The following is a 26,361-nucleotide window of genomic DNA, read 5'->3' on the forward strand; positions in this document are numbered from 1 at the left end:
TTAATGCGCATTTATCATAAGAACAATACAGTTACCTATGAAACATAAGAAAAAACAAGTGCATGAGGCGCAAGGATTACCTAAAGAATTAAAGTGGCTGCATATCTCAGATTTTCATTGTAAAGAAAATATCAAGTGGTCTCAAGACCTTGTATTAAATAACCTGCTTAATGACATTGAGAGGAAATACTCAGGGGAATCTAGGCCAGATTTAATATTTGTAACTGGAGATATTTCTTTTTCTGGAAAAAAAGCAGAATTTGATATTGCTCAAGATTTTATTGATAGATTACTTGAAGTCACCCTTGTAGAAAAAGATCATATATTTTTTGTACCAGGAAATCACGATATTGAAAGAAGTGAAGAAGAAGATGCTATCGTAGGAGCACGCGCATCAATAAAAAATCTTACGGAACTTGATAGAATTTACTCAAATCCAAAAAGGTTAAAAACTTTATACAAGAGGCAAAAAAACTACCGAGATTTTGTAAATGCCAATAGATCAAAAAAAATATACACCGATGATAGCTCTATCCATAATATTACAATAGAGTTGAAATCTATAAAAATAAAAATATTGTTATTAGATTCCGCTTGGCTCGCTCATGATGACACGGACTGCCGGAATTTAGCTGTTGGATTACAGCAAATTAAAAATTGCATAGATAATAATCATTTCGAACACTTAGTAGTTGCACTTATACACCATCCGGTATCTTGGCTTAAAGAATTTGAGGAAGTACTTATAGAAAACACCTTGATCGAAGATACGCATATCGTTTTTCGAGGACATGTGCATCAAGGAGACATAAGTTCAATAGAAAAAAACAATGATCGATTAGTTATATTTACTGCAGGAGCTGCTTACGAATCTAGAGCATCAGTCAACTCATATTCCTTTGGGAAGTTGAACTTACTTACTGGCAAAGGGGAGAAATTTTCCCATTCTTATTCGGGAGCAACAAATAGTTGGAATTTGAGTGGAACAAATTCATGGAATTTAGCACTCTCTCCCGTTTTGAATTCTGAAGAAATTTATTCGCTTGTCACTTCTATAGTGACTGAATACCCAAATTATATTTCTTGCATAATAATGAATTTGAAAGCAGATGTTCCTCGAAAATTTCAAGATGAATATGTACTTTTAAACAAATCAGCGAATCTTGATCATAGAAATGAAGAGATAGTCGATTTCATAGACCAATTACAGTGGCTTACTTGCTTCCAGTATATTTGGGAAGCCACTGATTGGGAAGCACAATTTAAGAGAATAGTTTTAAGTCTTGAAATGTCACTAATATCTATTACAAAATTAACAGATGAGCTTAGGGCATTGGATCAAGAGTCTGGAATGCTACTGAACAAGCTTCTGAATACTTCTTCGAATAATGCAATAAATAGTCTCGATGACTCAATCATGGATTTTATATCTACAAGAGAATTTGATAGTGCTTACAATTTAATTGAAAAATGGGAGCATGGTGTTGATCTAAAGAACGGTGAAAAAAGGTATCTAAAAAGAAAAAAGCTGGAAGTAGCACTTACAGAAAAATCCAACAAAAATATTCAGTTAAATATATGCGACTTAAAAGCCCTTCCAGATTTAGATAGAGAAGAATTATTACTTCTTTCACATGCATACTATCAAATCAAAATGTATCCGGATGCAGAAACTACAATTTTGCAAGCTTTTGAGCTCGGTGCAGACATAGTTCAAGCACGTCATTTAGCAAGAGCTATTGCGGGGCAAACAGGGAATAGGCAATTAGTAGAAAAGGTAATGTGATATGACAAATGAAAACGACAAATCATTCTCAGTAAAGGTAGATTTTGAAAGAATTTTGCAGACTATAGCTGCAAGGATCTACGATACTGAGCATGCCTTTCTAAGAGAGAATGTACAAAATGCTATCGATGCCATTCGCATACAAGCATTAAGAGATCAGCAAACGTCAGACAATCCAGATTATAGGATAGACATTCTAATTAAAAACAATACCTGTTCCATTATAGACAATGGCATTGGAATGAATAGAGCTGGATTAGAGCAAAATTTTTGGACTATGGGAGCAAGTGGAAAAAATAATGATGAGGCTAGAAAAGCAGGATGTATAGGAACATTTGGCATAGGTGGATTCGCAAATTTTGGAGTTTGTGAAACCTTAGAAGTGATTTCTAAAACAAATTCTTGCGAATCTGCCCATAAAACCTCTCTTTCTAAAGAATCATTCTCAAATAATCAGGGGGGGCTTCCGAAAGTATCATATGTTGAATCTCACGAAGTCAAAGAAAGAGGAACAATTGTTAAGGGATATAGAGAAGCCGGATTTGATAAACAACAATTAATCAGCTATATAGAAGAATATATCCAATATGTACGGGAACCTGTTTATATTGATGATCAATTAATATCGAACAAATCTATTAAAAAACAGAAAGAGAAAGAACAAAAAACTGTTCTAGAATTAAAGAAATACGATAAAGACGGCTTTTCATTAGAAGTGGAGGTTACAGCAGATGAAAGTGATACCCTGGTTGTTTACATATCAGATATTATTATTAATGAGGTAAGTAATCCTTGTGAAGCTGTACTAAAGCTAAACAGCGGGGTCATAGATATTTTTAAGCAAGGATTTAGGATTTGTCCGGTAAATATTAGTTCAACAATAGGAGCATCGGGATATTTTGACAGCAATATTTTTCAACCAACCGCTGGGCGAGACTCACTAAATGATACTTCCCTAAGTAGATTGACCAAAATAATTAGGGCAATTGAAGAAATTGTGTCGCCAGCAATTTTGACAGATTCAAATTTGCTCGCCAACCATATTAGAATGCTTCCAAGTTTTGTTAATCAGGGAAAGCTAGATCAGCTTGGGTTACTAAAAGTTTCAACAATTGACGGTCAAAGTTATGCGCTTGGAGAATTAAAAAAGCTTTCACAAGAAGGAAAGAGAGTTTTTTATACAAACTCTGCAGCAAAAACTGCTGCATCAGAAGTATTAACTGCAAGGGGACACGTTATTATCAAAATATCGGTTGGTCAACAGCGTCGCCAGGCAGAACAAACGTATCTTACTCGTATATGTGGTGCTGAGAGATTTGATGATTTACTCGAATGCTTAGAAATTTATGACGAACTTGATAGATTTGAAAAAACTATAGTATCTGAACTCGATTATGTAATTAGAAAGCTATTTAATCCCCCTTCTTACAAATTTGTTACTGGAAAACTATCCTTAGATGCTCCAATTTATTGGAGCAATAAAAAAGAATCTGGTAAGACAATTGTTTTTTTAGATACTAGACATGGTGAGTTTCAGAAGCTCAAGCCTCTTGGATACTCATCATTGCTTACTTCACTGATTGAAGCATTTTGCAGAGAATACCTTTCAGACACCCTGAAAAGACAAAGTACCAAATTTTTCGGAACAGGATCTGTTAATTTCGATTCATATAGCAAATCACATATCGAATTATGGGAGTTGCTACCTTCCGATATTGAAATTTCTACAATTAATCCACTTAATAAAAATGCTAAACCTAATTACAGAGGAAGCGGTGCGAGTATATCTGTAATGAGAAGTTCAGATATTACTCAAGTTACAATTACTCAGGATGAGGGAGTTAAAGAAGAAATATCAGAAGAAAAAGAATTTGCGAATACTATTACGAAGTCCTCTCCAAAAATATTACGAATAATTGATGAAACTAAAAATACAGGCCTCGAAGGTTACTATATAAAATTACCACAAACTGCGACAAATGCATTTGGAGATTTGCTAAAAACATTTCCTTCATTCGTTGTTCTCTGGTTTGCAAATAGAGTCACCTGGCAAGTATCAGATCTTCAGAGCTCGGCTTTTTTATTTGATATTACATTAGACAGAATTATCACTACCACAAATGACGGTAAGCTATCACATGGTTCAGAAGAACTAAGTACAATGAAAATTCATAGCTATTCAGATTCATTATATTTATTTGTTCCTTCTTCAATAGTAGATTTCATAGTTCCTAAAGATAATGGGAGTCCCATTAAATTACAAATTCGTCATGAACTTGTTGATATTGAAGGCGCAAGATCTTGGGCTGCCAGAGAAGAATTAGTTACAGAATAAAATGCAACTCAAGCATCTTTAGTTTCCACATAATATAGAGCAATTAGCCAGGAATTTTAGCTTTTTGATTTTGTGACGAAAATAACAAGAATCGAACGTGAAGTATTCTAGCGCCAAATTTAACTTACTTTACTATCTGTTTTTTGGTACAGACTATTTATCTGCTAGTTACATTCTATTTCCTGTCTACATTGCGTCTACATAGATATAACAAAAATAAGATATAGATTTCAAGTTATTGTTTTTATGGTGCCGACACCAAGAATCGAACTCGGGACCTTCTGATTACAAATCAGCTGCTCTACCATCTGAGCTATGTCGGCAACTTAATATGACCAAACCCAAATACTAAAGTCATTTGATTATGCGAAGATTGGGTTTGCGTGATTTTTTTGTTTGATAAGTTAAAGAATTTTGGATCGTACTATTTTGTTGTTCGTTATCTGGCATTCCTTGATTCTCCACTTCTTTATTATCAGAGGAGAATGCTATTCCTTGATTTACTTCTTTCGCAAAAATACCCTTAACAGCGGCGAGCGGTATCTCTAGCTTTCTTGGCACACCATTGAATCGTGCAGTGAAGCTGATAAAATCATTATTAATGATAAGCTCATGCACGGCTTTTGCACTTATATTAAAAACTATCTCGCCATTTTTTATATACTCTATTGGGATATCTAAATCCGGATAGGCTTTTACAGATACATAAGGGGTAAAATCACTGTCAATGCACCAATCATAAATTGAGCGAATTAAATAGGGTTTCGTTGAATTGGTGCTCATTTCCGCATTATTTTTTCTGAAGCTGATAATGCGTCAATAAATAACGGCCGACTAAACAACCTTTCCGAATACTTTAGTAACGGCGCCGCTTGTTTAGGAAGACGAATTCCAAAATGTTCAAGTCTCCACAGTAGAGGCGCTATCGCAACATCAAGCATTGAAAATTCATCACCAAGCATGAATTTTTGTTTCTCAAAGATCGGAGATATAATCGTCAGATTATCTGCTATCACAGTACGAGCCTTATCAATTTCTTTTTGATCTGAACCATCAAACGCATTGATATAACAAAACAATTCTTGTTCAAAACGGAACAACAACAAACGCGCACGAGCTCGCATTACGGGATCTGCTGGCATTAATTGCGGGTGTGGAAAGCGATCATCAATATATTCATTAATGATGTTTGATTCATATAACACAAGATCGCGTTCCACAAGTACCGGTGCTTTTCCATAAGGACTCATTACAGCCAAGTCTTCTGATTTATTATTTGGATCGACGTCAATTACCTGAAAATCCATATCCTTTTCGTGCAGAACTATCCGGCAACGATGGCTGTATGGACATGTAATTGTTGAATATAGTGTCATCATAACTTCTATTCCCGAACTTCGTTACAATATATTCAGCAAGTTTTATGTCAATGAATATCTTTCCAATATTCTCTTTTTAGTGCATAGGATAAAATCAGCATACCTAAAAGAAAAGCCATGACTGTAAGCCCTAACTCCTTACGGGCATTTGCGTGAGGCTCACCTAGATAAACCAGATAGTTAACTAAATCGCCGACAAAGCTATCAAACTCCGCCTTCGTCATTTCACCTTGTTTATCAAGCACCAAGGTCTTCTGCTCACCTTTATCACTTGTTTTAACAATCAATTTCTGCTCACCCTGCAATTGATAAAAAACATGTGGCATTGCTGCACGATCAAAAACAAGATTGTTCCATCCAGTCGCAGTGGAGTCGTCACGATAAAAAGCCCGCAGATAAGTATATAACCAATCCGCTCCTCGCGAGCGCGCTATTACTGATAAGTCAGGCGGCGCAACACCAAACCATACCTCACCTTCTTTTTTCTGCATTGCAGATTCCATCAGACCGCCAACTTTCTGACCTGTAAATACCAGCTTAGTCAGTATTTCTTCATTAGTAAATCCGATATCACGATGACGGTTATAGCGCATATAGCTTGCACCATGACAAGTTAGGCAGTAGTTAACAAAACTCTCTGCACCACGTTGTAACGAAGCATTGTCAGTTGTACTAACTGGAGCACTATCTAATGCCATACCAGACTCAGCAGCGAACAAGTCACTAAATGGAGCCACACATAAGATAAATATAACAATTGTTATTTTCTTCATTTTTTTTACTCTTTTACTCTTTTGGGCTCAGGTTTTGTTTTATCTATCTTGCTATACCATGGCATTAAAATAAAGAAAGCAAAATAGATGACTGTAAAGATTTGCGCTAATAAAGTATATAAAGGAGTCGGAGATTTTGTTCCGAGCCAACCCAATACGAAAAAGCTAATCACAAAAAGCGTTAGGGCTGTCTTGAAATATTTACCTTTATAGCGTATCGATTTAACCGGACTTCTATCTAGCCAAGGTAAGAAAGCAAAGATAACCACAGAAGCAGCCATCAATATCACACCCCACAACTTTGCATCTACCCATAGAAAATTGACAGTCACTGCCCTAAGCATGGAGTAATAAGGTGTGAAATACCATACCGGCGCTATATGATCTGGCGTTTGCAATGTGTTTGCAGGTATAAAATTATTGTATTCTAAGAAATACCCGCCCATTTCCGGAGCAAAGAAGACAATTCCACAAAATACCATTAAAAACACCACAACACCGACTATATCCTTTACAGAGTAATAAGGATGAAATGGTATTCCATCGACAGGAATACCCGTTTTTGGGTTTTTATTTGCTTTTATTTCAATGCCATCTGGATTATTTGATCCAACTTCATGCAACGCTAGAATATGTGCGAACACTAGAACTAACATTATCAAAGGCAATGTTACAACGTGATACGCAAAGAAACGATTCAGCGCAACATCCGAAAGTGTAAAATCACCCAGCACCCATTGCTGGAGAGATTCTCCAATAGTTGGAATTGCTCCAAACATACTCACAATCACTTGTGCACCCCAGTAAGACATTTGTCCCCAAGGTAAGATATATCCAGTAAAAGCTAAACTCATCAACACAAGGAATATTGCCATACCAACTAGCCACAAGAGCTCCCGTGGTTTCTGGTAAGAACCGTACATCATTCCGCGAAACATATGCAGATAAACCACGACAAAAAACATGGAAGCACCTGTTGAATGCATATATCGAATTAACCAACCATAATCCACATCACGCATGATATATTCAACAGAAGCAAATGCCATACCGGCATCCGGCTTATAATTCATCGTGAGGAAAATTCCGGTAAGTATCTGGTTAACCAGAACCAACAAGGCTAATGAGCCAAAAAAATACCAGAAATTAAAGTTCTTAGGGGCATAATATTCGGAAAGATGTGCTTTCCAATTTGACGTTAATGGAAATCGTTTATCGATCCATTCAATTATCTTATTCATTTACACAGATCCCTCGCTTGTAGCTCCAATTAAAAGACGGCTATCGCTCAAATATACATGAGGAGGAACAACCATATTAGTTGGAGCCGGTACACTTTTATACACGCGGCCAGCCAAATCAAATTTTGATCCATGACAAGGACAGAAAAATCCGCCTAACCAATCTGGACCCAAATCCGCAGGAGCAATCTCCTTCCTAAATACAGGAGAACACCCTAAGTGTGTGCACACACCTTCAGTAACGAGAATTTCCGGTTTGATTGATCGCGTACGATTTTGAGCATATTCCGGTTGCTGCGGTTTTTCTGAATTCGGGTCGGCTAGCTCCTCTTCTACTTTCACAAGCGTCTCAAGCATTTCCGGAGTACGGTTTAAAACCCATACGACTTTTCCGCGCCATTCGACCATCAGAAGCATGCCAGGCTCAAGCTTTGATATATCAACCTCTACTGGCGCCCCGGCCGCTTTAGCCCTTTCACTAGGCATCATACTCATCACAAAGGGGGTTGCAATTGCAACTCCCGCAATACCGCCTGCTACGGATGTTACTGCGACCAAGAATTTTCTTCTGCCGCTCATTTGATCAGGGATGCTAAAACTATCAGCCATATTCGACTATTCCATCAGTTATATTTTCATGTAAGGCTATCGATAAAAAGGAAAATTTACCTACTTCCCACCACTTTCACGAGCAAATTTACAAACTATAAACTACAAAAGCGCGCAGTATACCATAACCATATTAAGGATTATAGAGGACTTAAAAGTATTTCAATGGAGCAAGCCAACAAAACACACACATGGCAGTCTGCTTTCTTGAGTAACTATTTAACCTTTCCATGGCACTGCTTATATTTCTTACCGGAACCACACGGACACAATTGGTTGCGGCCAACTTTCTCGTTTTGCCGCACAAAAGGTTGCACTTTCTCATCTTGAATTCGCTCGTATTCGGTTTCCTCGGCCAGGGATTCCTTGTAGGAATCATGATGAAATTGTATATTTTCTGGTGATCTTAGCGACTCCGCCACAGCCTCTACCTGCTGCTCACTCTTTATTTGCACAGTCAAAAGTATTTTCGAGACCTCGTTCTTGATCGCTTCGAGCATATTGGTAAAAAGCTCAAAAGCTTCGCGTTTATATTCCTGCTTTGGATTTTTCTGTGCATAACCACGCAAGTGTATACCTTGGCGCAAATGATCCAATGCCGCCAGATGTTCCCGCCAATGCGAATCCAAACTTTGCAGCATTACAGCACGCTCATAGTGATGCATCGGCTCAGCGCCCACCTTCTCCACTTTTGCTTGATATTGCTCATTAGCAAGCTCAACAATACGCTCATACAAGTTTTCTTCATGTAACTCTGGCTCTTTCTCGAGCCACTCTTGCAAAGGAAAGTGCAACAGATATTCCGCCGCAAGCGCTTTTTCCAAACCCTGTACATCCCATTGCTCTTCAACACTTTGGGGGGGAATATATAAGCTGAATAAATTACTTAAAACATTTTCACGTATTGCCGTGATCGTTTCTGAAATATCATGATCTTCTTCTAATAATCCATTGCGCTGTTGATAAATCACATTACGTTGATCATTAGCCACATCATCAAATTCCAGCAGTTGCTTGCGCATATCAAAATTTCTCGCTTCTACTTTACGCTGAGCATTTTCAATCGCACGAGTAACCCACGGATGTTCAATAGCTTCCCCTTCGGGCATTTTAAGACGCGTCATAATATTGGCAACACGATCTGACGCAAATATACGCAGCAAAGGATCCTCAAGTGAAAGATAAAAACGACTGGACCCTGGATCTCCTTGCCGGCCTGAACGTCCACGCAACTGATTATCCACTCGACGAGACTCATGTCGCTCAGTACCAATAATGTGCAAACCGCCTTTACTCAAAACTTCTTCATGAGCCACTTCCCATCTCGCATAAGCTTCATTGATATACTTTTCTTTTTCTTCCTCACTTAATTTTTCATCATGCCGTATCCGCTCTATCTCCGGCTCTGGATTACCACCCAATACAATATCCGTACCACGGCCTGCCATATTTGTTGCTATGGTAATCATTTTAGGCCGACCAGCTTGCACAACAATACCCGCTTCACTCGCATGCTGTTTGGCATTCAAAACCTGGTGTGGCAGTTTCTCCCGTTCCAGTAACTTGGACAACAGCTCATTATTCTCAATGGATGTTGTACCCACCAGAACTGGTTGCCCATGCTCATAACATTCCTTGATTCCTTGAATAATTGCTTCATTTTTTTCTTTCGTTGTACGAAACACCTGATCCATACGATCATCACGAATCATCGGACGATGCGTCGGAATGATAACCGTCTCCAACCCATAGATTTGCTGGAACTCAGCAGCCTCGGTATCGGCAGTACCGGTCATACCCGATAATCTCTGATACATACGAAAATAATTTTGAAAAGTAATAGACGCCAGCGTCTGATTCTCTTTCTGAATTGCAACGCCTTCTTTCGCCTCTACGGCCTGATGCAACCCATCGGACCAGCGTCGGCCTGCCATCAAACGACCGGTAAATTCATCAACGATAATTACTTCACCATTTTGCACGACATAATTTTGATCGAAAAAATATAAATTGTGTGCGCGCAGCCCCGCATTCAAGTGATGAATTAAATTGATATTGGCTGGATCATAAAGACTGGTGCCTGACTTCAGTAAACCAGCTGTTGCCAGCAGTCTCTCTGAATGTTCAAAACCAGCTTCGCTGAGCGTAACCTGGTGAGATTTTTCATCTACACTATAGTCACCTGAACTTTCTTCTGTATCCTGGCGAGTCAGCTTAGGAATTAGGGCATTAATACGCACATATATTTCTGTATCGCCTTCTGCCTGACCCGAAATAATCAACGGCGTACGTGCTTCATCAATCAGGATTGAATCCACCTCATCCACAATTGCAAAATTGAGCAAACGTTGCACACGCTCATAAGCATGCGTCACCATATTGTCGCGCAAATAATCAAATCCGTACTCGTTATTGGTGCCATAAGTAATATCTGCAGCATAAGCAGCCTGCTTATCACTATGCGGCATCTGCGCATAGATCACACCCACGCTCATTCCGAGAAATTGATAAATTCTCCCCATCCAATCCGCATCGCGCTTTGCCAAATAATCATTCACAGTGACAATATGCACACCTTTACCTGCCAGCGCATTCAGATATGCGGGTAAAGTTGCCATGAGGGTTTTACCCTCACCAGTACGCATCTCAGCAATTTTGCCCTCATGCAATACCATGCCGCCAATGAGCTGCACATCAAAATGGCGCATTTCCAGAACCCGCTTACCCACCTCACGCACCACAGCAAATGCTTCTGGTAATAACACATCCAAAGATTCTCCATCATGAATGCGCTGCTTGAACTCATCTGTTTTAGCACGTAATGCAGTATCCGACAAACCTGCGATAGCTGATTCCAGCTCGTTAATAGTACGCACGGCTTGAAAATACTGCTTAACCATCCGGTCATTACGACTACCAAAAATCTTCTTAAGTAGATTACTTAGCATAATGTCTCTAGAAATTCTATTTAAACAATTAGTTTAAAAAACAAAGGGTGAGATTTTACCTCACCCACAGAAATACTTTAATGAATTATCAACTAAATTTATAATATTTGTAGGGTGAACTAAAATCTCTTGGCATAAAACGAAACTCACCGCCGAAGGCTACTCTATATTTAAAATGCGCAACGATGAACTGAAGACTACTCAACACTAAAGATTCATGCACGAATAATCAGCAATTCCTTAAATTCAGTTTAGCTCGTTTTTTTCAAAAACTTGGATGGATTAAGCGGTTTGTCTCTATGTCTTATCTCGAAATGCAGATGCGCGCCTGTAGAGCGCCCCGTATTGCCTACTTCAGCTATCTTCTGCCCCTGCAACACGACTTGTCCCAGTTCTACCAAACGTTTCGACGCGTGCGCATAACGACTCACCAAATCATCTCCATGATCAATCTCGATCATATTACCATATTCAGCGTGTCGATCTGAATAGACCACCACGCCACCGGCTGCGGCTTTTATCGGCGTGCCTATCTCAGCGGAAAAATCCACACCTTCATGAAATGCTCTCTTCCCTGTAAATGGATCAATTCGGTATCCATAGCCAGAAGAATACCAATCTGTTTCAACTGGCATTTCAGAAGGCAGAACATATTTTGTTAATCTATCATGACGCAATAAAGAATCTAGTGCACCCAGCTTATCTGTCCTTTCATTCAACATGTCCGATAATTCCTGGAGCTTATGATTAAATTCAGTAAACGTTAATTCTTCAGACGAATGATCAGTCCGTGCGCCGCCTTGCCCCGGCACTGCATTAAATAAGAAATCTCGCGACTTGATGCCGGAAGATTCTGCCAAACGCTCACCCAGTGCGTCTAAGCGTAATAACTGCGCCTGCATCTGGCCCAACTTAATGGCCATTATATTTAAATTATCTTGCAGATGGGTTTGAATTTTTTGATGTCTTTCCTCTTGAGGATTGACTAATACCGCTCTTAAAACTGGCGCATCGATCCGATCAGCGTAGCGCAGTGAAACAAAATTTAAACTCAGTGCTAATGTTACGATAACGAATAGAAAAGCACTTATTAATAATGTAATGTGTAGCCCGGTTAATGTTATCTTTCTCGCTCGCTCTGATTTATCAGAAATAAAAATAATATTCATATTTTTTATTCATTGGATATTTTTTAAATAACCACATGACCTCTTATAAAGTTAATTCTTATCTTAATCTTCTTGGCAAGACGCCTGAATATGAAAACTTATTCTCTTTAGCTCATCAATTATATGCAGATCAATTAATCTTCTCTAAACTTGTTCCCGCGCAATTAGCGCAGCATTGCACCCTAAGCCGAACTTCGAATGGCAGGCTGACAATAATGGCTGAGAATGGCGCTATTGCTTCAAAACTTAAGCAAATTTCGCCCTCAGTGCTGCTCAAGCTGCAAGAACTAGGATGGGAAGTTACTTCAATTCAAATTTTGGTGCAAGCACATAACTTTGCTAAAAACACCAAAACACTTGCAGACAAAGGATATACCAAGGAAAAATTAAAATTGAGTCAGACCGGAAAAGACTGTTTAAGTCAATTAGCCACAACACTGCCTGATTCCGAGCTAAAAAACACGATTCAGTCATTTGTAAAAAAACACAAAAACGATTAAATCCCATCACTTCCCCTTTTTAAATACCTGCAGTATTCTGAGGCCCTGTCAACAGTTCCAGCCGGTTCCTCGAAATAGGCTGGCACTATTTTTGGCAACAATTGTCTACTGCTTTTTATCTTTAGCAAACGTCTCGTATATAATGCAGAATTGTTGATCAGGTTTATACATTACAAAAAACCTTCATAAATTGTATGTCAAAACCTTTAATTTTCCGATGATGGCTCAATCTCTCCCGATGCAGTTCTGTTCAAACTATCCGACCGTAATGATAAAAACAATCTTATGAATGTTTTTTACGAAGAAGCTGGAACCTTTAAGGTAGGCGCCATACTGGCTGACAACAATACCTCGTTACAGATAGAGGCTGTGCATGGCAAACGATCAAAGATCAAAGCAACGTCCGTGCTATTCCGATTTGATGCGCCGCCTTTATCCGAATTCATGAATCATGTGCAAAAAATAGCCGATGAATTGGATCCGGATTTTCTCTGGGAATGCTGCATACAGGATACCGAATTTGCCAGCGATACCCTGGCAACCGATTACTTTGGCCATACACCCAGCCCGGTTGAGGCTGCTGCCACTTTGCTCCTGCTGCAGAATGCGCCGATGTATTTCTATAAAAAAGGGCACGGACGCTACAAAGCCGCGCCACCGGATGCACTGAAAGCGGCTTTAGCCGGTCAGGAAAGAAAGCGCCTGCAAGCAGCACAACAAGCCTGCTATATGGAACAATTAAACCAGTTTGTACTGCCCGGCGAATTTAAACCGCGCATCCCTAATTTACTCTACAAACCGGATAAAAACTCGGTTGAGTGGAAAGCACTCGAAGCGGTCTGTACAGAAAAAAAACTCACCGTTGTGAAACTGATGGAAAAGTGTGGCGCCATTCCATCCTCACACGATTACCATTTCAATCAGTTTATCTGGGAATATTTTCCTGAAGGCATCGAGTTTGGTGAACTCGAGTCGCATCCAGCATCGAACGATTTTTCCGATTTACCCATCGCAGATGTGACCGCGTTCAGTATCGACGATGCTTCAACGACAGAAATTGATGATGCTTTTTCTGTTACACCCTTAGCATTTGGCAGTTTCCGCATCGGTATCCATATTGCCGCGCCAGCATTGGGAATCGTTCCCGAGTCAACACTCGATAAAGCCGCCTCCTCGCGCCTATCGACGGTTTATCTGCCCGGAAATAAAATCACCATGCTGCCGGAAGTCACCATCAATCACTTCACATTAGCAGAAAACCGGTTGTGCCCTGTGCTCTCCCTGTATCTTGATGTATCGGATGATTTTACCGTCAAAAGCACAGAAAGCCGGATTGAGAAAATAAAAATTGCAGCAAATTTACGTCACAATTCACTCGAGCAGTATTTCAATGAAGCCACATTAAGCAAAGGCGATTTTGAACACACCTTTAGCAAGGAATTAAGCCTGCTGTGGAAATTTGCCTGCAAGATGGAAAACCAACGCGGCAAAGCCAGTGATACGAATAATGACAAAATTGATTACAGTTTTGAAATCAACAATGACCACATCACAATCAGCGAACGCCGGCGCGGATCACCCATTGATAAAGTCGTGTCTGAGCTGATGATTTATGTCAATACGGAGTGGGGAAAACAATTGACCGACGCGGGCATTACCGGCATCTTTCGCAGCCAAGCCAACGGCAAGGTTAAGATGAGCACATCTCCAGCCCCTCACCAGGGATTGGGTGTCTCGCAATATGCCTGGAGCAGTTCCCCGATGAGACGTTATGTTGATCTGATTAATCAGCGGCAACTCATTGCCATGTTGCGCGCTGAACCGCCACACTATAGCAAAGAGAGCACCAGTCTTTTAATCGCGATGCGAGACTTTGAAACAGCCTATGGGATTTATAGCGAATTCCAGCGGTCGATGGAACGTTATTGGTGTTTGCGCTGGTTATTGCAGGAAAAAATTCAAATCATTAACGCACAGGTCATTAAAGAAAATTTAGTGAAATTTGATCATATTCCATTCATCACACGAGTGCCCTCACTACCCGATATGGCACCCAATACATACATCAAACTTAAATTATCTGGAGTCGATCTGCTGGAGCGCAACTTGCATGCAGAATTCCTACAAAAACAGGATGCATAAGCTATTCTCCAAATTTATGATGAATCTGTTTCCTAAAATAATATAATTGCATGAACTAGGAATCTGTCGGACTTAAGCAATCGTAGCGAGCCGAGTGCGTATTTTCTCTATTTTTAGGCGCATAGTCGATCTATGTAACGAGAAATTGAGGAAATATGAACCGTTCTCCCACTGGCGCAGCAGATTAACCTTAAGTCCGACAGACTCCTGACTAAGACTTAATTTTCAAGGCTTAACCCTTTGGCTGTTACTATTCAAATACACAAAACCATACCAGCAACGCTGGGCGGTTATCTATCTTCCCAAACCAATCGCATGGGTGTAGCGATGGTTGCTTCCATGCTACTGCATATCATCATTTTTTTCGGTGTGACTTTTCAGTTTCCCCAACCGAAATTCGACAAAGTTGCCTCATCCCTGGAAGTTGTTCTGGTTAATAACAAAACACTGACCAAACCGAAAGAAACCGAATTGCTTGCGCAAGATAATCTGGACGGCGGCGGCAATACGGATGCCGATCGCCGGGCAAAAACACCCTTTCCGGTACTACCCAAAAGCAAACCCGTTATCGATAACAACGTAGCGCAACAAAAAGTTAAGCAACTGGAACAGGAAGCCAAGAAACTGATGGCTGCGGTCGGCGATACCCCGCAAATCGAACAGCCCAGCGAACACAAGAACGAAGCCGAAAGCAAACAAATCACAACAGATCCGGCTGAGTTATTGCTCCGTAGTCTTGATATCGTCCGCCTCAGAGCACAGATTGATCAAGATCATGATAACTATCAGAAGCGTCCGAAACGCAAATTTGTCGGCGCGCGCACCAAAGAATACCGATTTGCGCGCTATGTCGAGGATTGGCGCATGAAAGTCGAGCGCATCGGCAACTTGAATTACCCCGAAGCCGCCAGAAAAGATAAGCTCTACGGCAACTTACAGCTTACCGTCAGCATTCGGGCGGATGGCAGTGTGGAGTCGATTGAAATCAATCGCTCATCCGGAGAAAAAATCCTGGACGATGCTGCCATCAATATTGTGAAACTCGCCGGACAAAATGGATTTGCGCCTTTCCCACCGGATATCAGTCAGGATACGGATATCCTGCATATTACCCGAACCTGGGTCTTTGCAGCTTCGGATATGCTGCTGAGCCAATAGTTATTCATGGGCAACCGGAGACGGTTCCTAATTCCAACTTCCAACTTCCAACTTAACCAAGTATTTCTCTAGCCATGCTCGATTCTTATGCCGTAATTGGCAACCCCATTTCGCATAGCAAATCACCGCTAATCCACAAAACCTTTGCGCAACAAACACAGCAATCCATGCAGTATGGCGCGCTCCTGGCTCCCCTGGATGGTTTCGAGGCGACTGTGAAAAGCTTCCGTCAGCAAGGCGGCAAGGGGTTGAATGTTACTGTGCCATTCAAGCTGGAAGCTTACCGGCTGGCCACCCGTTTAACCGAACGGGCGACCATCGCGCAGGCGGTCAATACACTTAAATTCGAAAACAATGAAATTCTCGGTGATAACACTGATGGCGCAGGATTAGTCCGCGACATCGAGTGCAATCTGGGAATTCCTCTTGCAGAAAAACGCATATTGCTGCTCGGTGCTGGCGGCGCCGCACGGGGCGTCATCCTGCCGCTGCTGCAACAGAAACCTTCGTTGCTGGCAATTGCTAACCGCACCCCTGAAAAAGCAGTAGCACTTCAGGAACAGTTCAGTCCCTACGGCAATAGTGTTGCAGGCGATTTTATGCATTTCGCCGACGCCCATTTTGACATCATCATCAATGCCACTTCCGCCAGCCTGCACGATGCGCTGCCCGAAATACCCGCCGGTGTTTTTGCGCAGGCTACTCTCGCCTACGATATGATGTATCGCCAGGAGCCCACGCGTTTTCTCAAATTCGCACAACAAAATGGCACGCGTCAGATAACCGACGGTATCGGCATGCTGGTGGAACAAGCGGCTGAATCCTTCTTTCTATGGCGCGGCATCCGTCCCCAAACAAAACCGGTGATCGCCATGCTGAAATCACAGATCTGAATGCATGCTGCACGGGCAGATGCTTTTCCGATTAAAAGCAGTTCTGAAGAAATATCTTACCGCTCGTCCTGGGCCTGTCGAAGGATTTAATCAAAGCTCTCTTAAGCAATCTCTGAATAACCCGCCTTTATCATTCCGAACATAGTGAGGAATCTTTGGCAATTAGCAAGTACAGATTTCTCGCTCTGCTCGAAATGACAGTGATTCAAAGATTCTTTAAGAAATCTAATCTAAGGAGCCGCTGAATTATTAGGAGTGTGTCATTCCGGCGAAAGCCGGAATCCAGAAGAATCAAAAGTACTGGGCACCGGCTTTCGCCAGTGCGACGAATAATTCAGTAGCTCCCTGACTGATTACATCCATGATTCGACAGCTCACCACGAACGTAATCAATATATTACCGTTCGTCCTGAGCCTGCCGAAGGACTTAATCAGAGACTCCTTCAATGATTTCACTATCCATCGGATAATTTAATGGTATTGACATCGTAGGGAGGGTTATACTTTCCGGTCATCAAACTGCAAACTGTTCAGCGTATAAACGCGCTGGGCTAACTCACAATAATACAAACTGTCTTGCAAGCGACAATCCGTTATGACCGAAATAAATAACAACGACGATCAGGAAAATTCACCGACCCCGCAACAACAGGCAACTTACCTGTTGCGCAAATACAAACTGGTCGAAGGATTGGTGAATTTACAGGATGCGCCGGATGAATCGCTGGCTGAATCCACGGTACAGAAACAAAATCTGTCCGAGCTGCAAGCCTTTTTGGATCAACTCCACCCTGCGGACATCGCGCTGATTCTGGAAGCATTGCCGCTGGAAGACCGGCTGCTGATCTGGAGCATGGTCAAATCGGACCGGGACGGAGAAGTTTTGCTGGAAACTTCCGATGCCGTGCGTGCCACACTGATTACCGACATGCACAATCAGGAACTGGTTGCGGCGACGGAATATCTGGATGCCGACGAGATCGCCGATCTTGCGCCCGATTTGCCGCAGGAAGTCATGGACGATGTTTTCCGCTCGCTCCCCGTGGAAGAACGCGAACAACTGCGTTCCGCCATGTCGTACCCGGAAGATTCCGTCGGTGCCTTAATGGATTTTGATGTCATCACGATCCGTGAAGATGTCCGGCTGGAAGTGGTTTTGCGTTATTTACGCATGTGGGACGAAATGCCGGATCATACCGACCAGCTCTTCGTGGTTGACCGGGATGAACAGTTAAAAGGCGTATTGCTGATTAACCGCCTGCTCGTCAGCGATCCGGATACCCTCGTTGCCGATGTCATGACCAACGAAATAATCAAATTGCAACCAGACGATGTCGCTCAGCAGGCGGCCAATGCGTTCGAGCGTTATGACCTGGTTTCCGCTTCCGTGGTCGATGAGAACGATAAACTGCTGGGCCGCGTCACCGTCAACACCGTAATCGATTTCATCCGCGACAAAGCCGAGAACGAAGCGTTGAATTTAGCCGGTTTGAGCGAAGAAGAAGATCTTTTTGCGCCGGTCTTAAAGAGCGTCAAAAACCGCTGGATCTGGCTCGCCGTCAACCTGGTCACCGCTTTCATCGCTTCCCGCGTCATCGGCTTGTTTGAAGACTCGATCGAAAAACTGGTCGCGCTCGCCGCGCTGATGCCGATTATCGCCGGCATTGGCGGCAACTCCGGCAACCAAACCATCACCATGATCGTGCGCGCGCTGGCGCTCGATCAAATCAATACCAGCAGCGCCTGGAAATTGATCACCAAAGAAGTCGGTGTCAGTATTGTCAACGGCCTGCTCTGGGGAACCATCGTCGGCCTGTTCACCTTTGCCATTTACCAGAATGCCGAACTCGGGCTGGTCATGACCTTGGCGCTGGTGTTGAATCTACTGCTGGCAGCGCTGCTCGGTGTACTGATCCCGCTGACACTGCGCAAATTCGGCCGCGACCCGGCAATTGGCTCCAGCGTGATGATTACTGCCGTGACGGATAGTGGCGGATTCTTTATTTTTCTGGGTCTGGCGACTATTTTCTTGTTGTAAACAAACGATGGCATATTGGCTGACATCATTTGTCCGATTGCTATAAACTTTAATACGTTTTAACAACAAGATATCGATTATTAATCATGACGACACGACACCCTCTAAGTATTATTGGACAAATAATGTCGTATACAACACGTTAGAACCAAAATATCATGGGACTTATCAATATAAAAGAAATAACTCTGCCAATCTACCGGATACTCTCTTTTGATAAATTGGTAGATATTTTTAAGAAACAAGAGCTCACACTCGTCAAGCCTAGCAATTGGGAAGATCCTTTCGAAAATTGCATTCTTAAGTCTTTTACTATAGACAAAGATGGTTATGAAACATATCACGGCAATCGTGATGATCTATATGGACAATGCTGGACTAGTAGAAAAGATTCCGATGCCATGTGGAGAATATATTCACCAGACAAATCTGGGGTAAAAATTAAATCAACTGTTGAAAAAATTCTTACCAATTTAGTAGAAAGTGTTGGAATTGAAAATGCTTTTATTGGGAAAGTTGAGTACAGGAGTAAAAAATACATTCTTGGGCAAATGAAAGAGACATGGAACTCAAAATTAATATACCAAGGCAATGATGTTATTGAGAATATTGTCAAAACACTTTTAATCAAAAGGAAAGCATTTTCCCATGAGAGTGAAATTCGAGTTATTTATTTTTCGCTAAATTCCAAACCAGAATCTGATATTCATCCTGTGAAGATAGACCCTTTTCAGTTAGTAGTAGAAATTGCGTTTGACCCCAGAATCAATCCAAATAAACTTGCGGCATATCAACATTACTTGAAAAATGAAATCAAGTTTCTTGGCAAAATAAACAAGTCGCCACTCTATGATGCTCCATCACATAAAATCCGGATCTAACCCACCAGTCAACCGGACATCCCAAAAGTTATACCAACTTTTCATAGAATATCGATGAAACTCCTGGTTTTCCTCGGCACAATCCGAGACAGCGCACCACCCAACCCTCCCCGGTTGGGTCTGAGAGTCGCGAGGGCTTGTATGGCGCAGCTTCACCAAGGTGACATTTCAGCGGAGCTGATCGATCCGCTGGATTTTGATCTTGGTTCCATATTCAAGCCATACTTTGCTTACGCACAGGGCAAAGCGCCCCCTCAACTCCAGACCTTAACAGACAAAATTGCAGCCGCGGATGGTTATGTCATGGTGAGTCCGGAATACAATCATTCGCTGAGCCCGGCTTTGGCGCATTTGCTCAATCACTTCGGCAGTTCGCTGTTTTCGTATAAACCCAGCGCGATTGTCACTTACTCGGCGGGACAATGGGGCGGTGTTAGGGCGGCGGTAGGGATGCGGTCTTTCCTATCTGAGCTGGGTTGTTTGCCGGTTTCGGCGATGATTCATGTTCCGAAGGCGCATGAAGTGTTCGCCGAGGATGGAAGTTTTCTTGAGCAGGCTGATGCGGAAAAATGGATGAGCTATTTCGCTAGAACCTTCACGCAGCTTACCTGGTGGGCATCCGCCGCCAGAAATCAACGGCACGAAATCGACCCGCACAAACTGGTGCCAGCATTCAAAAGAGATCCGGCGCAAAGAAATGCTCCCTAAGGGAAATCCGAATAACCCATCTTTGTCATTCCGAACACAGTGAGGAATCTTTTGGAATCAACAGCGTAGATTTCTCGCTCTGCTCGAAATGACAATTATTTTGTTCCCTTAGTGAATGAATTGCCCAACAGCGCAATGCAAACCATCGCTCCCGCAGGCTGCACGCTGAATAGGGAAAATGTCTGGCGGGTGTTTCAATTGCTTCATGCTCAAGCGATTGCTCCACGTATAATACAACCCAGTTAACGATTACCCCTGTCACTATGCCCAGCCCCGAAAATATCCAACACCCGCAAACCAAAAACCCCTTGCAAGGCGTTACCCTGGAAGCGCTGTTGATCGAGCTGCATGCGCACTATGGCTGGGAGGGGCTGGCCAAAAGGGTAGATATCAATTGCTTCAAGCAAGATCCCAGCATCAAGTCCAGTTTAAAATTTTTGCGTAAGACGCCGTGGGCCAGAGAAAAAGTCGAAGCCCTCTACATCCAATTGAAACAAGGTAAACCATGAGTGAATTCAGTCTAAAAGGCCACGACACAATTGCATTGAATGATCTGCTAAAGATCACCGGCCTGTGCGGGAGCGGCGGCGCGGCCAAGGTGGTGATCGCCAAAGGTAAGGTCAAAGTGGATGGTCAGGTTGAGTTGCGCAAAACCTGCAAGATCCGCAACGGCCAAGTAGTGGAATATGCCCGGGAGCAAATCACCGTAACACCCTGAACCATCCGGTTCAAAAAAGCCAGCGCGGTGGCAGCACATTCGAGTATCCTACGCGACTATCCAGACCATAGCCGCGAACCATGACGCAATACCAACTCTTCGCCACCACGCCGAAAGCGATGGAAGGCATACTCGCCAATGAGATCCAAGCGCTCGGCGGGCAAAACGTGCAGCAAAAAATGGCCGGGGTGGCTTTTCAAGGCGATCTGGCGATGGCGTATCATGCCTGCTTATGGTTGCGCACTACCAGCCGCATTTTATTGTTGCTCAGCAGCTTCGAGGTGAAATCGCAGCAGGATCTCTACGATGGCGTGCAACACATCGACTGGTCTGAGCATCTGAACGCTGACGACAGCCTGGCGGTATCGTTTAACAGCAAGAATAATCCGGCGATCAACAACACGCATTTCGGCGCGCTCAAAGTCAAAGATGCCATCGTCGATCAGCTACGCGCCAAGTTTGGCAGCCGCCCCAATGTCGATACCGAGCGCCCGAGCATCCGCGTCAACGTCTATCTGCACAATGACACCGCGCAGTTGAGCCTGGATTTATCCGGCGAGAGTTCGCATAAGCGCGGTTACCGCGAAATCAGCATTGACGCGCCAATCAAGGAGAACTTGGCCGCGGCCATTTTGCTGCGTGCCGGTTGGCCGGAAATTGCCGCGCAAGGCGGCTCGCTACTCGATCCGATGTGCGGTTCCGGCACGCTGCTGGTTGAAGGCGCGTTAATCGCCGGGGATATCGCGCCGGGGTTGCAGCGCGATTATTTCGGTTTTCTCGGCTGGAAGCAGCACGATGCCGTGCTCTGGCAAAGCGTTTGGGACGATGCGCAGCAGCGCCGCGAGATTGGACTTAGCAAATTGCCGGTGATCGTCGGTTTCGACCAGGATCGCCGCACCGTTGCCGCCGCGTTGCAACATGTCGAAAACGCCGGATTGTCCGGAAAAATCCACATCGAAAAACGCGACATTGCCGATGCATCGGCGGCGGAAAGCTGGGCAAAGGGGCTGATCGTCTGCAACCCGCCGTATGGCGAACGGCTCGGCGATGAAGAACAAGCCGCCTTGCTCTACCGTCAGTTCGGTGAAGTATTAAAGCAACGCTTCGCCGGTTGGCAAGCGGCGATGATCATCGGCAATCCGGAACTGGGTTTTAGATTGGGCATCCGTTCGCAAAAGCCGATCACACTGTTCAATGGCGCGCTGGAGTGCAAGCTATTGCGTTTCACCATTGAGGAAAAAGCTTTCTTTGAACCGAAAGCCAAATCGCAACAGGAGCGCATCGAACACATCAGCCGCCGCGCCCAATCCGGGCAAGTCGACAGCCAAGCGGAAATGTTCGCCAACCGCTTGCGCAAGAATCTGAAAAAACTGACCAAGTGGGCCAAACAAAATCAAGTGCATTGCTATCGGCTATACGACGCTGACCTGCCTGAATACGCGGTGGCCGTGGATGTGTATCAAGGCGAACAGACTTGGGTCAACGTGCAGGAATACGAATCGCCGAAGACGATTGATCCCGCCAAAGCCAATCTGCGGCTGGCCGGAATCATGGCGGAAATACCCAAAGTGCTGGGAATTCCTTCGGATCAGGTGTTTCTAAAAATACGCCGCAAGCAGAAAAGTACCGATCAATATGAAAAACAAGGCGATTCCCGCCGCTTTCATGTTGTGGAAGAAGGCGGCTGCAAGTTTTGGGTGAATTTCGAGGATTATCTGGACACCGGCCTGTTTCTCGATCACCGGCCGCTGCGTTTGTTGATTCAGCAGCAAACCAAAGGCAAACGCTTCCTAAATTTATTCGCCTACACCGGCAGCGCCACGGTACATGCGGCGATCGGTGGCGCGGCATCGAGTGTTACAGTGGATATGTCCAACACGTATTTGGATTGGGCCAGACGAAATTTCGTCCTCAATGATATTCACGGAGATCACAAGCTGGTGCGCGCCGATTGCGCGCAATGGCTGGTCGAGCAAGCCGGTGCAAAAACCAAACCGCAGTTCGATTTGATTTTTCTCGACCCGCCTACTTTCTCGAACTCCAAGAAAATGGACGAAGCTTTCGACATCCAGAAAGACCATGTGCAACTGATCCGTAACGCCGCAGCCTTGCTGGCGCCGGACGGAATCTTGTATTTTTCAACCAACTTCCGCCGTTTCAAAATGGACAAAGAAGCGCTAAGTGATTGGGTCATTGAAGACATCAGCGCAAAGATGATACCGGAGGATTTCGCCCGCGATGCTAAAATTCATTATTGCTGGAAAATTTCTTGCTGAGCAATCATGGCGAATTTTGTAGCAGACTGCTACAATACGACGATTACTATTCCTCAATGAGGTAAAACCATGACAAAGTCAGCTTCTCCGATCCGCTTACAGGAAGATTTGATGCAGGCTGCGGCATTGACGGGGGAACGGTTTCATCGTAGTACGGCTGAGCAAATTGAATATTGGGCGGAAATTGGATGCAATGTGTCCAAGATGCTGGATCCGGATGACCTGCTGTCGATTTCAGCAGGACTGGCAAAAATCAGAGTTGAACCCGTTCATAGTGAACCGATTGATCCCGGCGAAGTATTTCAGTCGCTAGAAGCTGAGCGTGCGAGCGGAATACTCCCGCAAACGGTGACAAGCAGCCCGTTAAAGTATCAAGTCTCAGTAACGCGCCCTGGTTATCTGGAGCAGATTAATCCGGATGGCACAATAAAAACCGGAAAATTTCAGGGCGGCGTATTTATCGAAATAAATGAAACGGCAGCTTGAGTACAAAAAAACAACTTTGGGTGCTGACCGGTGGAAATGGCGCAGGTAAAAGCACTTTTTACCGCACGCGGCTGGCACCAATGGACATGCCGTTTGTTAATGCCGATATCGTGGCCAAACTGCTTTATCCGCATGCCCCGGAATCGCATAGTTATGATGCGGCAACGCTGGCGGGACAGATGCGATCACAATTGTTGCGGGAAGGACGAAGCTTTTGTTTTGAAACCGTGTTCTCGCATCCCTCAAAAATAGATTTTGTCGCACAAGCAAAAACGCTCGGCTATGAAATCATTTTGGTGTTTATTCACCTGGGTGATGTTTCACTCAATCAGGCGCGCATAGCGCAACGCGTTAGCGAGGGCGGGCATTATGTTCCGGATGAAAAAGTGGTTAACCGGATTCCCAGGGTGCTAAAACTTATCAAACAAACACTGCCGTTATGCGATCGGGTTTATATTCTGGATAATTCACGCGCAGACAATCCTTTTCAGCAAGTCGCTGCTATCCGCGACGGCCAGACTAATTTTCTGCAATATGCCCTACCCGATTGGGCCAGGGAATTACTGGCGGATTATTTTGTGGAAAAATAAAATACGCGCGATGCTGCAGCTTCTAGGATAATGTGTTGGGAATTCAAATAAATCGGACTTCTTCCGAAAGCAGCACAGAGTCAATACTTATCGTTATACTTTAACAGGCCGTTGAAAAACGTATTCGAGGCAGCCGATGCAAGGCAAAAACAGGCGAAAAAGCGCAGTTTATGCATAATAAATGAGCATTTTTAGCCTGTTTTTAACACCGCAGCGGCAACGCAGATAGTTTTTCAACGGCCTGTTAATGCTAATTTTATGGAGGTAAAATGAATCTTGATCGTGTGGGTTCGGGTTCTGACATTCCCAATGACTTCAATGTCATTATTGAAATTCCGATGAATGCAGACCCCATTAAATACGAAGTTGATAAAGAAACAGGCGCAATGTTTGTTGATCGATTCATGTCAACTTGCATGCATTATCCCTGCAATTATGGCTATATCCCGCACACTTTATCCGACGATGGTGATCCTGTGGATGTTTTGGTGATATCACCCGTACCGCTGATTACCGGCGTTGTCGTGCGCTGCCGACCGCTCGGGATGCTCAGGATGTCTGACGAGGCAGGAGAAGATGCCAAATTGCTAGCCGTGCCAATCCACAAATTATGTAATCTTTATCAAGACATCAATTCCTGCGAAGACTTACCGCAATTGGTTCGATCTCAAATTGCTCATTTTTTTGCGCATTACAAAGATCTGGAAGAAGGCAAATGGGTGAAAATCCAAGGATGGGACGGTGTCGAATCGGCAAAATCAGAAATTCTTGCCGGGATACAGCGTTTTAATTCAACGAGTAATAAGCCAATGTTCTAGATTATGACTTCCAGAACTATTTTGTTGCACTGTTCTGGTGAGTTATTCCCCCAAGTTCGCGGAATAATCCATATTTGTCATTCCGAACGCGGTGAGGAATCTTTGGCAATCAACCATATAGATTGCGCATTGAATGACTGATACCCATTCTTTCACGATTGATGCACCTTTCTTGCGCTAACACATCCTGCCGTACTGGACAACGATCATACTTCTTCGTATGATCAGATTGTCTTCTCGTAAGTGTGAGTTAAATTATGACACATCGAACCACCATCACTCTGGATGATGAAATTTTCGCATTTCTGAATCATGTTGCCGGCGATAACCGTAGCGCTTACATCAATGAACTTTTGAGGCAGGAACGTAATAATTCTCTCAAGCAAGCATTAATCAAAGCAAATCAGGAAGAAGCCGAAGATGCGGACTATCAGGAAGAATTGCAGTCATGGGAAAGCACCTTATCCGATGGCCTGACCAATGACTGAATTCAAGCAACTGGATATTCACTGGATTGATCTTGAACCGGCAAAGGGTGCAGAAACCAAGAAACTGAGACCATGTGTAATTGTTCAAGGTGATCTTGTGAATATTCAATCCAGAACACTGATTGTTGCTCCGCTGCTACCGAACCATAAACCATGGCCTTTTGCTGTAAACCTGGAACCAACCCAAGTAAACGGTTTGGATAAAAACCGTCATATCAATCTTAAGCAATTACGTGCTGTTGATGTTTCAAGAATTGGCAAAAAACAAGGAAAACTGGAAAGTCAGTATATTCATCCTCAGAAGTGTCCGGAGATTTAATTGAATAGATTCAGTTGGTTATTATTGTTCGACATGGTTATTTGCACATCGGTATTTTTAACCAATTGATCGATAGGTATTTTTTCGAAAAGAGTTAGGCTTAAAA

The 26,361-nt window shown here is 43.3% G+C and carries 24 protein-coding genes and 1 tRNA gene; 17 read left to right on the forward strand and 8 right to left on the reverse strand.

What is annotated here, in order from left to right:
* Positions 1–37 precede the first annotated feature (37 nt).
* Both QZ942_RS10280 and QZ942_RS10285 read left to right on the forward strand, forming a co-directional pair.
* Positions 38–1,786 carry a metallophosphoesterase gene (locus QZ942_RS10280; RefSeq protein ID WP_292995264.1) on the forward strand — a complete coding sequence of 583 codons (1,749 nt, stop codon included), beginning with the start codon at positions 38–40 and terminating at the stop codon, positions 1,784–1,786.
* Position 1,787: 1 nt separating this feature from the next.
* The gene (locus tag QZ942_RS10285) at positions 1,788–4,121 is read left to right on the forward strand and encodes an ATP-binding protein (RefSeq protein WP_292995266.1); all 2,334 of its coding nucleotides are present in this window, start codon (positions 1,788–1,790) and stop codon (positions 4,119–4,121) included.
* Positions 4,122–4,368: 247 nt separating this feature from the next.
* On the opposite strand, the gene QZ942_RS10290 is transcribed toward QZ942_RS10285, so the two are convergent.
* From QZ942_RS10290 to QZ942_RS10325, 8 genes are all read right to left on the reverse strand, one after another.
* Positions 4,369–4,444 (reverse strand) — tRNA-Thr (locus tag QZ942_RS10290).
* A gap of 31 nt (positions 4,445–4,475) precedes the next feature.
* Positions 4,476–4,904: a ClpXP protease specificity-enhancing factor gene (locus QZ942_RS10295; RefSeq protein WP_292995268.1), complete on the reverse strand. Its 429-nt coding sequence runs from the start codon at positions 4,902–4,904 to the stop codon at positions 4,476–4,478.
* Positions 4,901–5,500, reverse strand: a complete 600-nt coding sequence (locus tag QZ942_RS10300; protein WP_292995270.1) for a glutathione S-transferase N-terminal domain-containing protein — start codon at positions 5,498–5,500, stop codon at positions 4,901–4,903. The genes QZ942_RS10295 and QZ942_RS10300 overlap by 4 nt, the downstream gene beginning before the upstream one ends.
* A 47-nt stretch (positions 5,501–5,547) precedes the next feature.
* Entirely contained in the window at positions 5,548–6,273 is a 726-nt protein-coding gene (locus QZ942_RS10305; protein ID WP_292995272.1) for a cytochrome c1, read from the reverse strand.
* Positions 6,274–6,278: 5 nt separating this feature from the next.
* Positions 6,279–7,514: a cytochrome b N-terminal domain-containing protein gene (locus tag QZ942_RS10310; RefSeq protein ID WP_292995274.1), complete on the reverse strand. Its 1,236-nt coding sequence runs from the start codon at positions 7,512–7,514 to the stop codon at positions 6,279–6,281.
* On the reverse strand, positions 7,515–8,123 hold the full coding sequence (gene petA, locus QZ942_RS10315) for a ubiquinol-cytochrome c reductase iron-sulfur subunit (RefSeq protein ID WP_292995276.1): 609 nt from the start codon (positions 8,121–8,123) through the stop codon (positions 7,515–7,517).
* A 215-nt stretch (positions 8,124–8,338) separates the two neighbouring features.
* Complete coding sequence (secA, locus tag QZ942_RS10320; RefSeq protein WP_292995278.1) at positions 8,339–11,071, reverse strand: preprotein translocase subunit SecA; 2,733 nt, start codon at positions 11,069–11,071, stop codon at positions 8,339–8,341.
* 251 nt (positions 11,072–11,322) lie between these two features.
* Positions 11,323–12,240: a M23 family metallopeptidase gene (locus QZ942_RS10325; protein ID WP_292995280.1), complete on the reverse strand. Its 918-nt coding sequence runs from the start codon at positions 12,238–12,240 to the stop codon at positions 11,323–11,325.
* Positions 12,241–12,275: 35 nt separating this feature from the next.
* On the opposite strand from QZ942_RS10325, the gene QZ942_RS10330 reads away from it, so the two are divergent.
* The 15 genes from QZ942_RS10330 (at position 12,276) to QZ942_RS10400 (ending at position 26,255) form a co-directional block, all read left to right on the forward strand.
* On the forward strand, positions 12,276–12,740 hold the full coding sequence (locus tag QZ942_RS10330; protein ID WP_292995282.1) for a DUF721 domain-containing protein: 465 nt from the start codon (positions 12,276–12,278) through the stop codon (positions 12,738–12,740).
* Between the two features lie 285 nt (positions 12,741–13,025).
* On the forward strand, positions 13,026–14,882 hold the full coding sequence (locus tag QZ942_RS10335) for an RNB domain-containing ribonuclease (protein ID WP_292995284.1): 1,857 nt from the start codon (positions 13,026–13,028) through the stop codon (positions 14,880–14,882).
* 240 nt (positions 14,883–15,122) lie between these two features.
* Entirely contained in the window at positions 15,123–16,040 is a 918-nt protein-coding gene (locus QZ942_RS10340; protein ID WP_292995286.1) for an energy transducer TonB, read from the forward strand.
* Between the two features lie 74 nt (positions 16,041–16,114).
* The gene (gene aroE, locus QZ942_RS10345) at positions 16,115–16,933 is read left to right on the forward strand and encodes a shikimate dehydrogenase (RefSeq protein WP_292995288.1); all 819 of its coding nucleotides are present in this window, start codon (positions 16,115–16,117) and stop codon (positions 16,931–16,933) included.
* Positions 16,934–17,528: 595 nt separating this feature from the next.
* Entirely contained in the window at positions 17,529–18,971 is a 1,443-nt protein-coding gene (gene mgtE / locus QZ942_RS10350) for a magnesium transporter (RefSeq protein WP_292995290.1), read from the forward strand.
* A 158-nt stretch (positions 18,972–19,129) separates the two neighbouring features.
* Positions 19,130–19,852: a DUF2971 domain-containing protein gene (locus tag QZ942_RS10355; protein ID WP_292995291.1), complete on the forward strand. Its 723-nt coding sequence runs from the start codon at positions 19,130–19,132 to the stop codon at positions 19,850–19,852.
* 54 nt (positions 19,853–19,906) lie between these two features.
* Positions 19,907–20,560: an NAD(P)H-dependent oxidoreductase gene (locus QZ942_RS10360; protein WP_292995292.1), complete on the forward strand. Its 654-nt coding sequence runs from the start codon at positions 19,907–19,909 to the stop codon at positions 20,558–20,560.
* A 263-nt stretch (positions 20,561–20,823) separates the two neighbouring features.
* Positions 20,824–21,069: a VF530 family protein gene (locus QZ942_RS10365; RefSeq protein WP_292995293.1), complete on the forward strand. Its 246-nt coding sequence runs from the start codon at positions 20,824–20,826 to the stop codon at positions 21,067–21,069.
* Positions 21,066–21,278, forward strand: coding sequence for an RNA-binding S4 domain-containing protein (locus tag QZ942_RS10370; protein ID WP_013967076.1), 213 nt, complete (start codon positions 21,066–21,068; stop codon positions 21,276–21,278). Before QZ942_RS10365 ends, QZ942_RS10370 begins: the two co-directional genes overlap by 4 nt.
* Positions 21,279–21,358: 80 nt before the next feature.
* Positions 21,359–23,554 carry a bifunctional 23S rRNA (guanine(2069)-N(7))-methyltransferase RlmK/23S rRNA (guanine(2445)-N(2))-methyltransferase RlmL gene (gene rlmKL / locus QZ942_RS10375; protein ID WP_292995294.1) on the forward strand — a complete coding sequence of 732 codons (2,196 nt, stop codon included), beginning with the start codon at positions 21,359–21,361 and terminating at the stop codon, positions 23,552–23,554.
* A gap of 69 nt (positions 23,555–23,623) precedes the next feature.
* Positions 23,624–24,040 (forward strand): hypothetical protein, encoded by a 417-nt coding sequence (locus tag QZ942_RS10380; protein WP_292995296.1) that lies wholly within the window; start codon positions 23,624–23,626, stop codon positions 24,038–24,040.
* Positions 24,037–24,630, forward strand: coding sequence for an AAA family ATPase (locus QZ942_RS10385; RefSeq protein WP_292995298.1), 594 nt, complete (start codon positions 24,037–24,039; stop codon positions 24,628–24,630). The genes QZ942_RS10380 and QZ942_RS10385 overlap by 4 nt, the downstream gene beginning before the upstream one ends.
* A 269-nt stretch (positions 24,631–24,899) precedes the next feature.
* Entirely contained in the window at positions 24,900–25,448 is a 549-nt protein-coding gene (ppa, locus tag QZ942_RS10390; RefSeq protein ID WP_292995300.1) for an inorganic diphosphatase, read from the forward strand.
* A gap of 257 nt (positions 25,449–25,705) precedes the next feature.
* Positions 25,706–25,936, forward strand: coding sequence for a CopG family transcriptional regulator (locus QZ942_RS10395; RefSeq protein ID WP_292995302.1), 231 nt, complete (start codon positions 25,706–25,708; stop codon positions 25,934–25,936).
* Positions 25,929–26,255, forward strand: coding sequence for a type II toxin-antitoxin system PemK/MazF family toxin (locus QZ942_RS10400; RefSeq protein ID WP_292995304.1), 327 nt, complete (start codon positions 25,929–25,931; stop codon positions 26,253–26,255). Before QZ942_RS10395 ends, QZ942_RS10400 begins: the two co-directional genes overlap by 8 nt.
* Positions 26,256–26,361 lie beyond the last annotated feature (106 nt).

The sequence above is a fragment of the Nitrosomonas sp. genome (assembly GCF_021731985.1).
Taxonomy (GTDB): Bacteria; Pseudomonadota; Gammaproteobacteria; order Burkholderiales; family Nitrosomonadaceae; genus Nitrosomonas.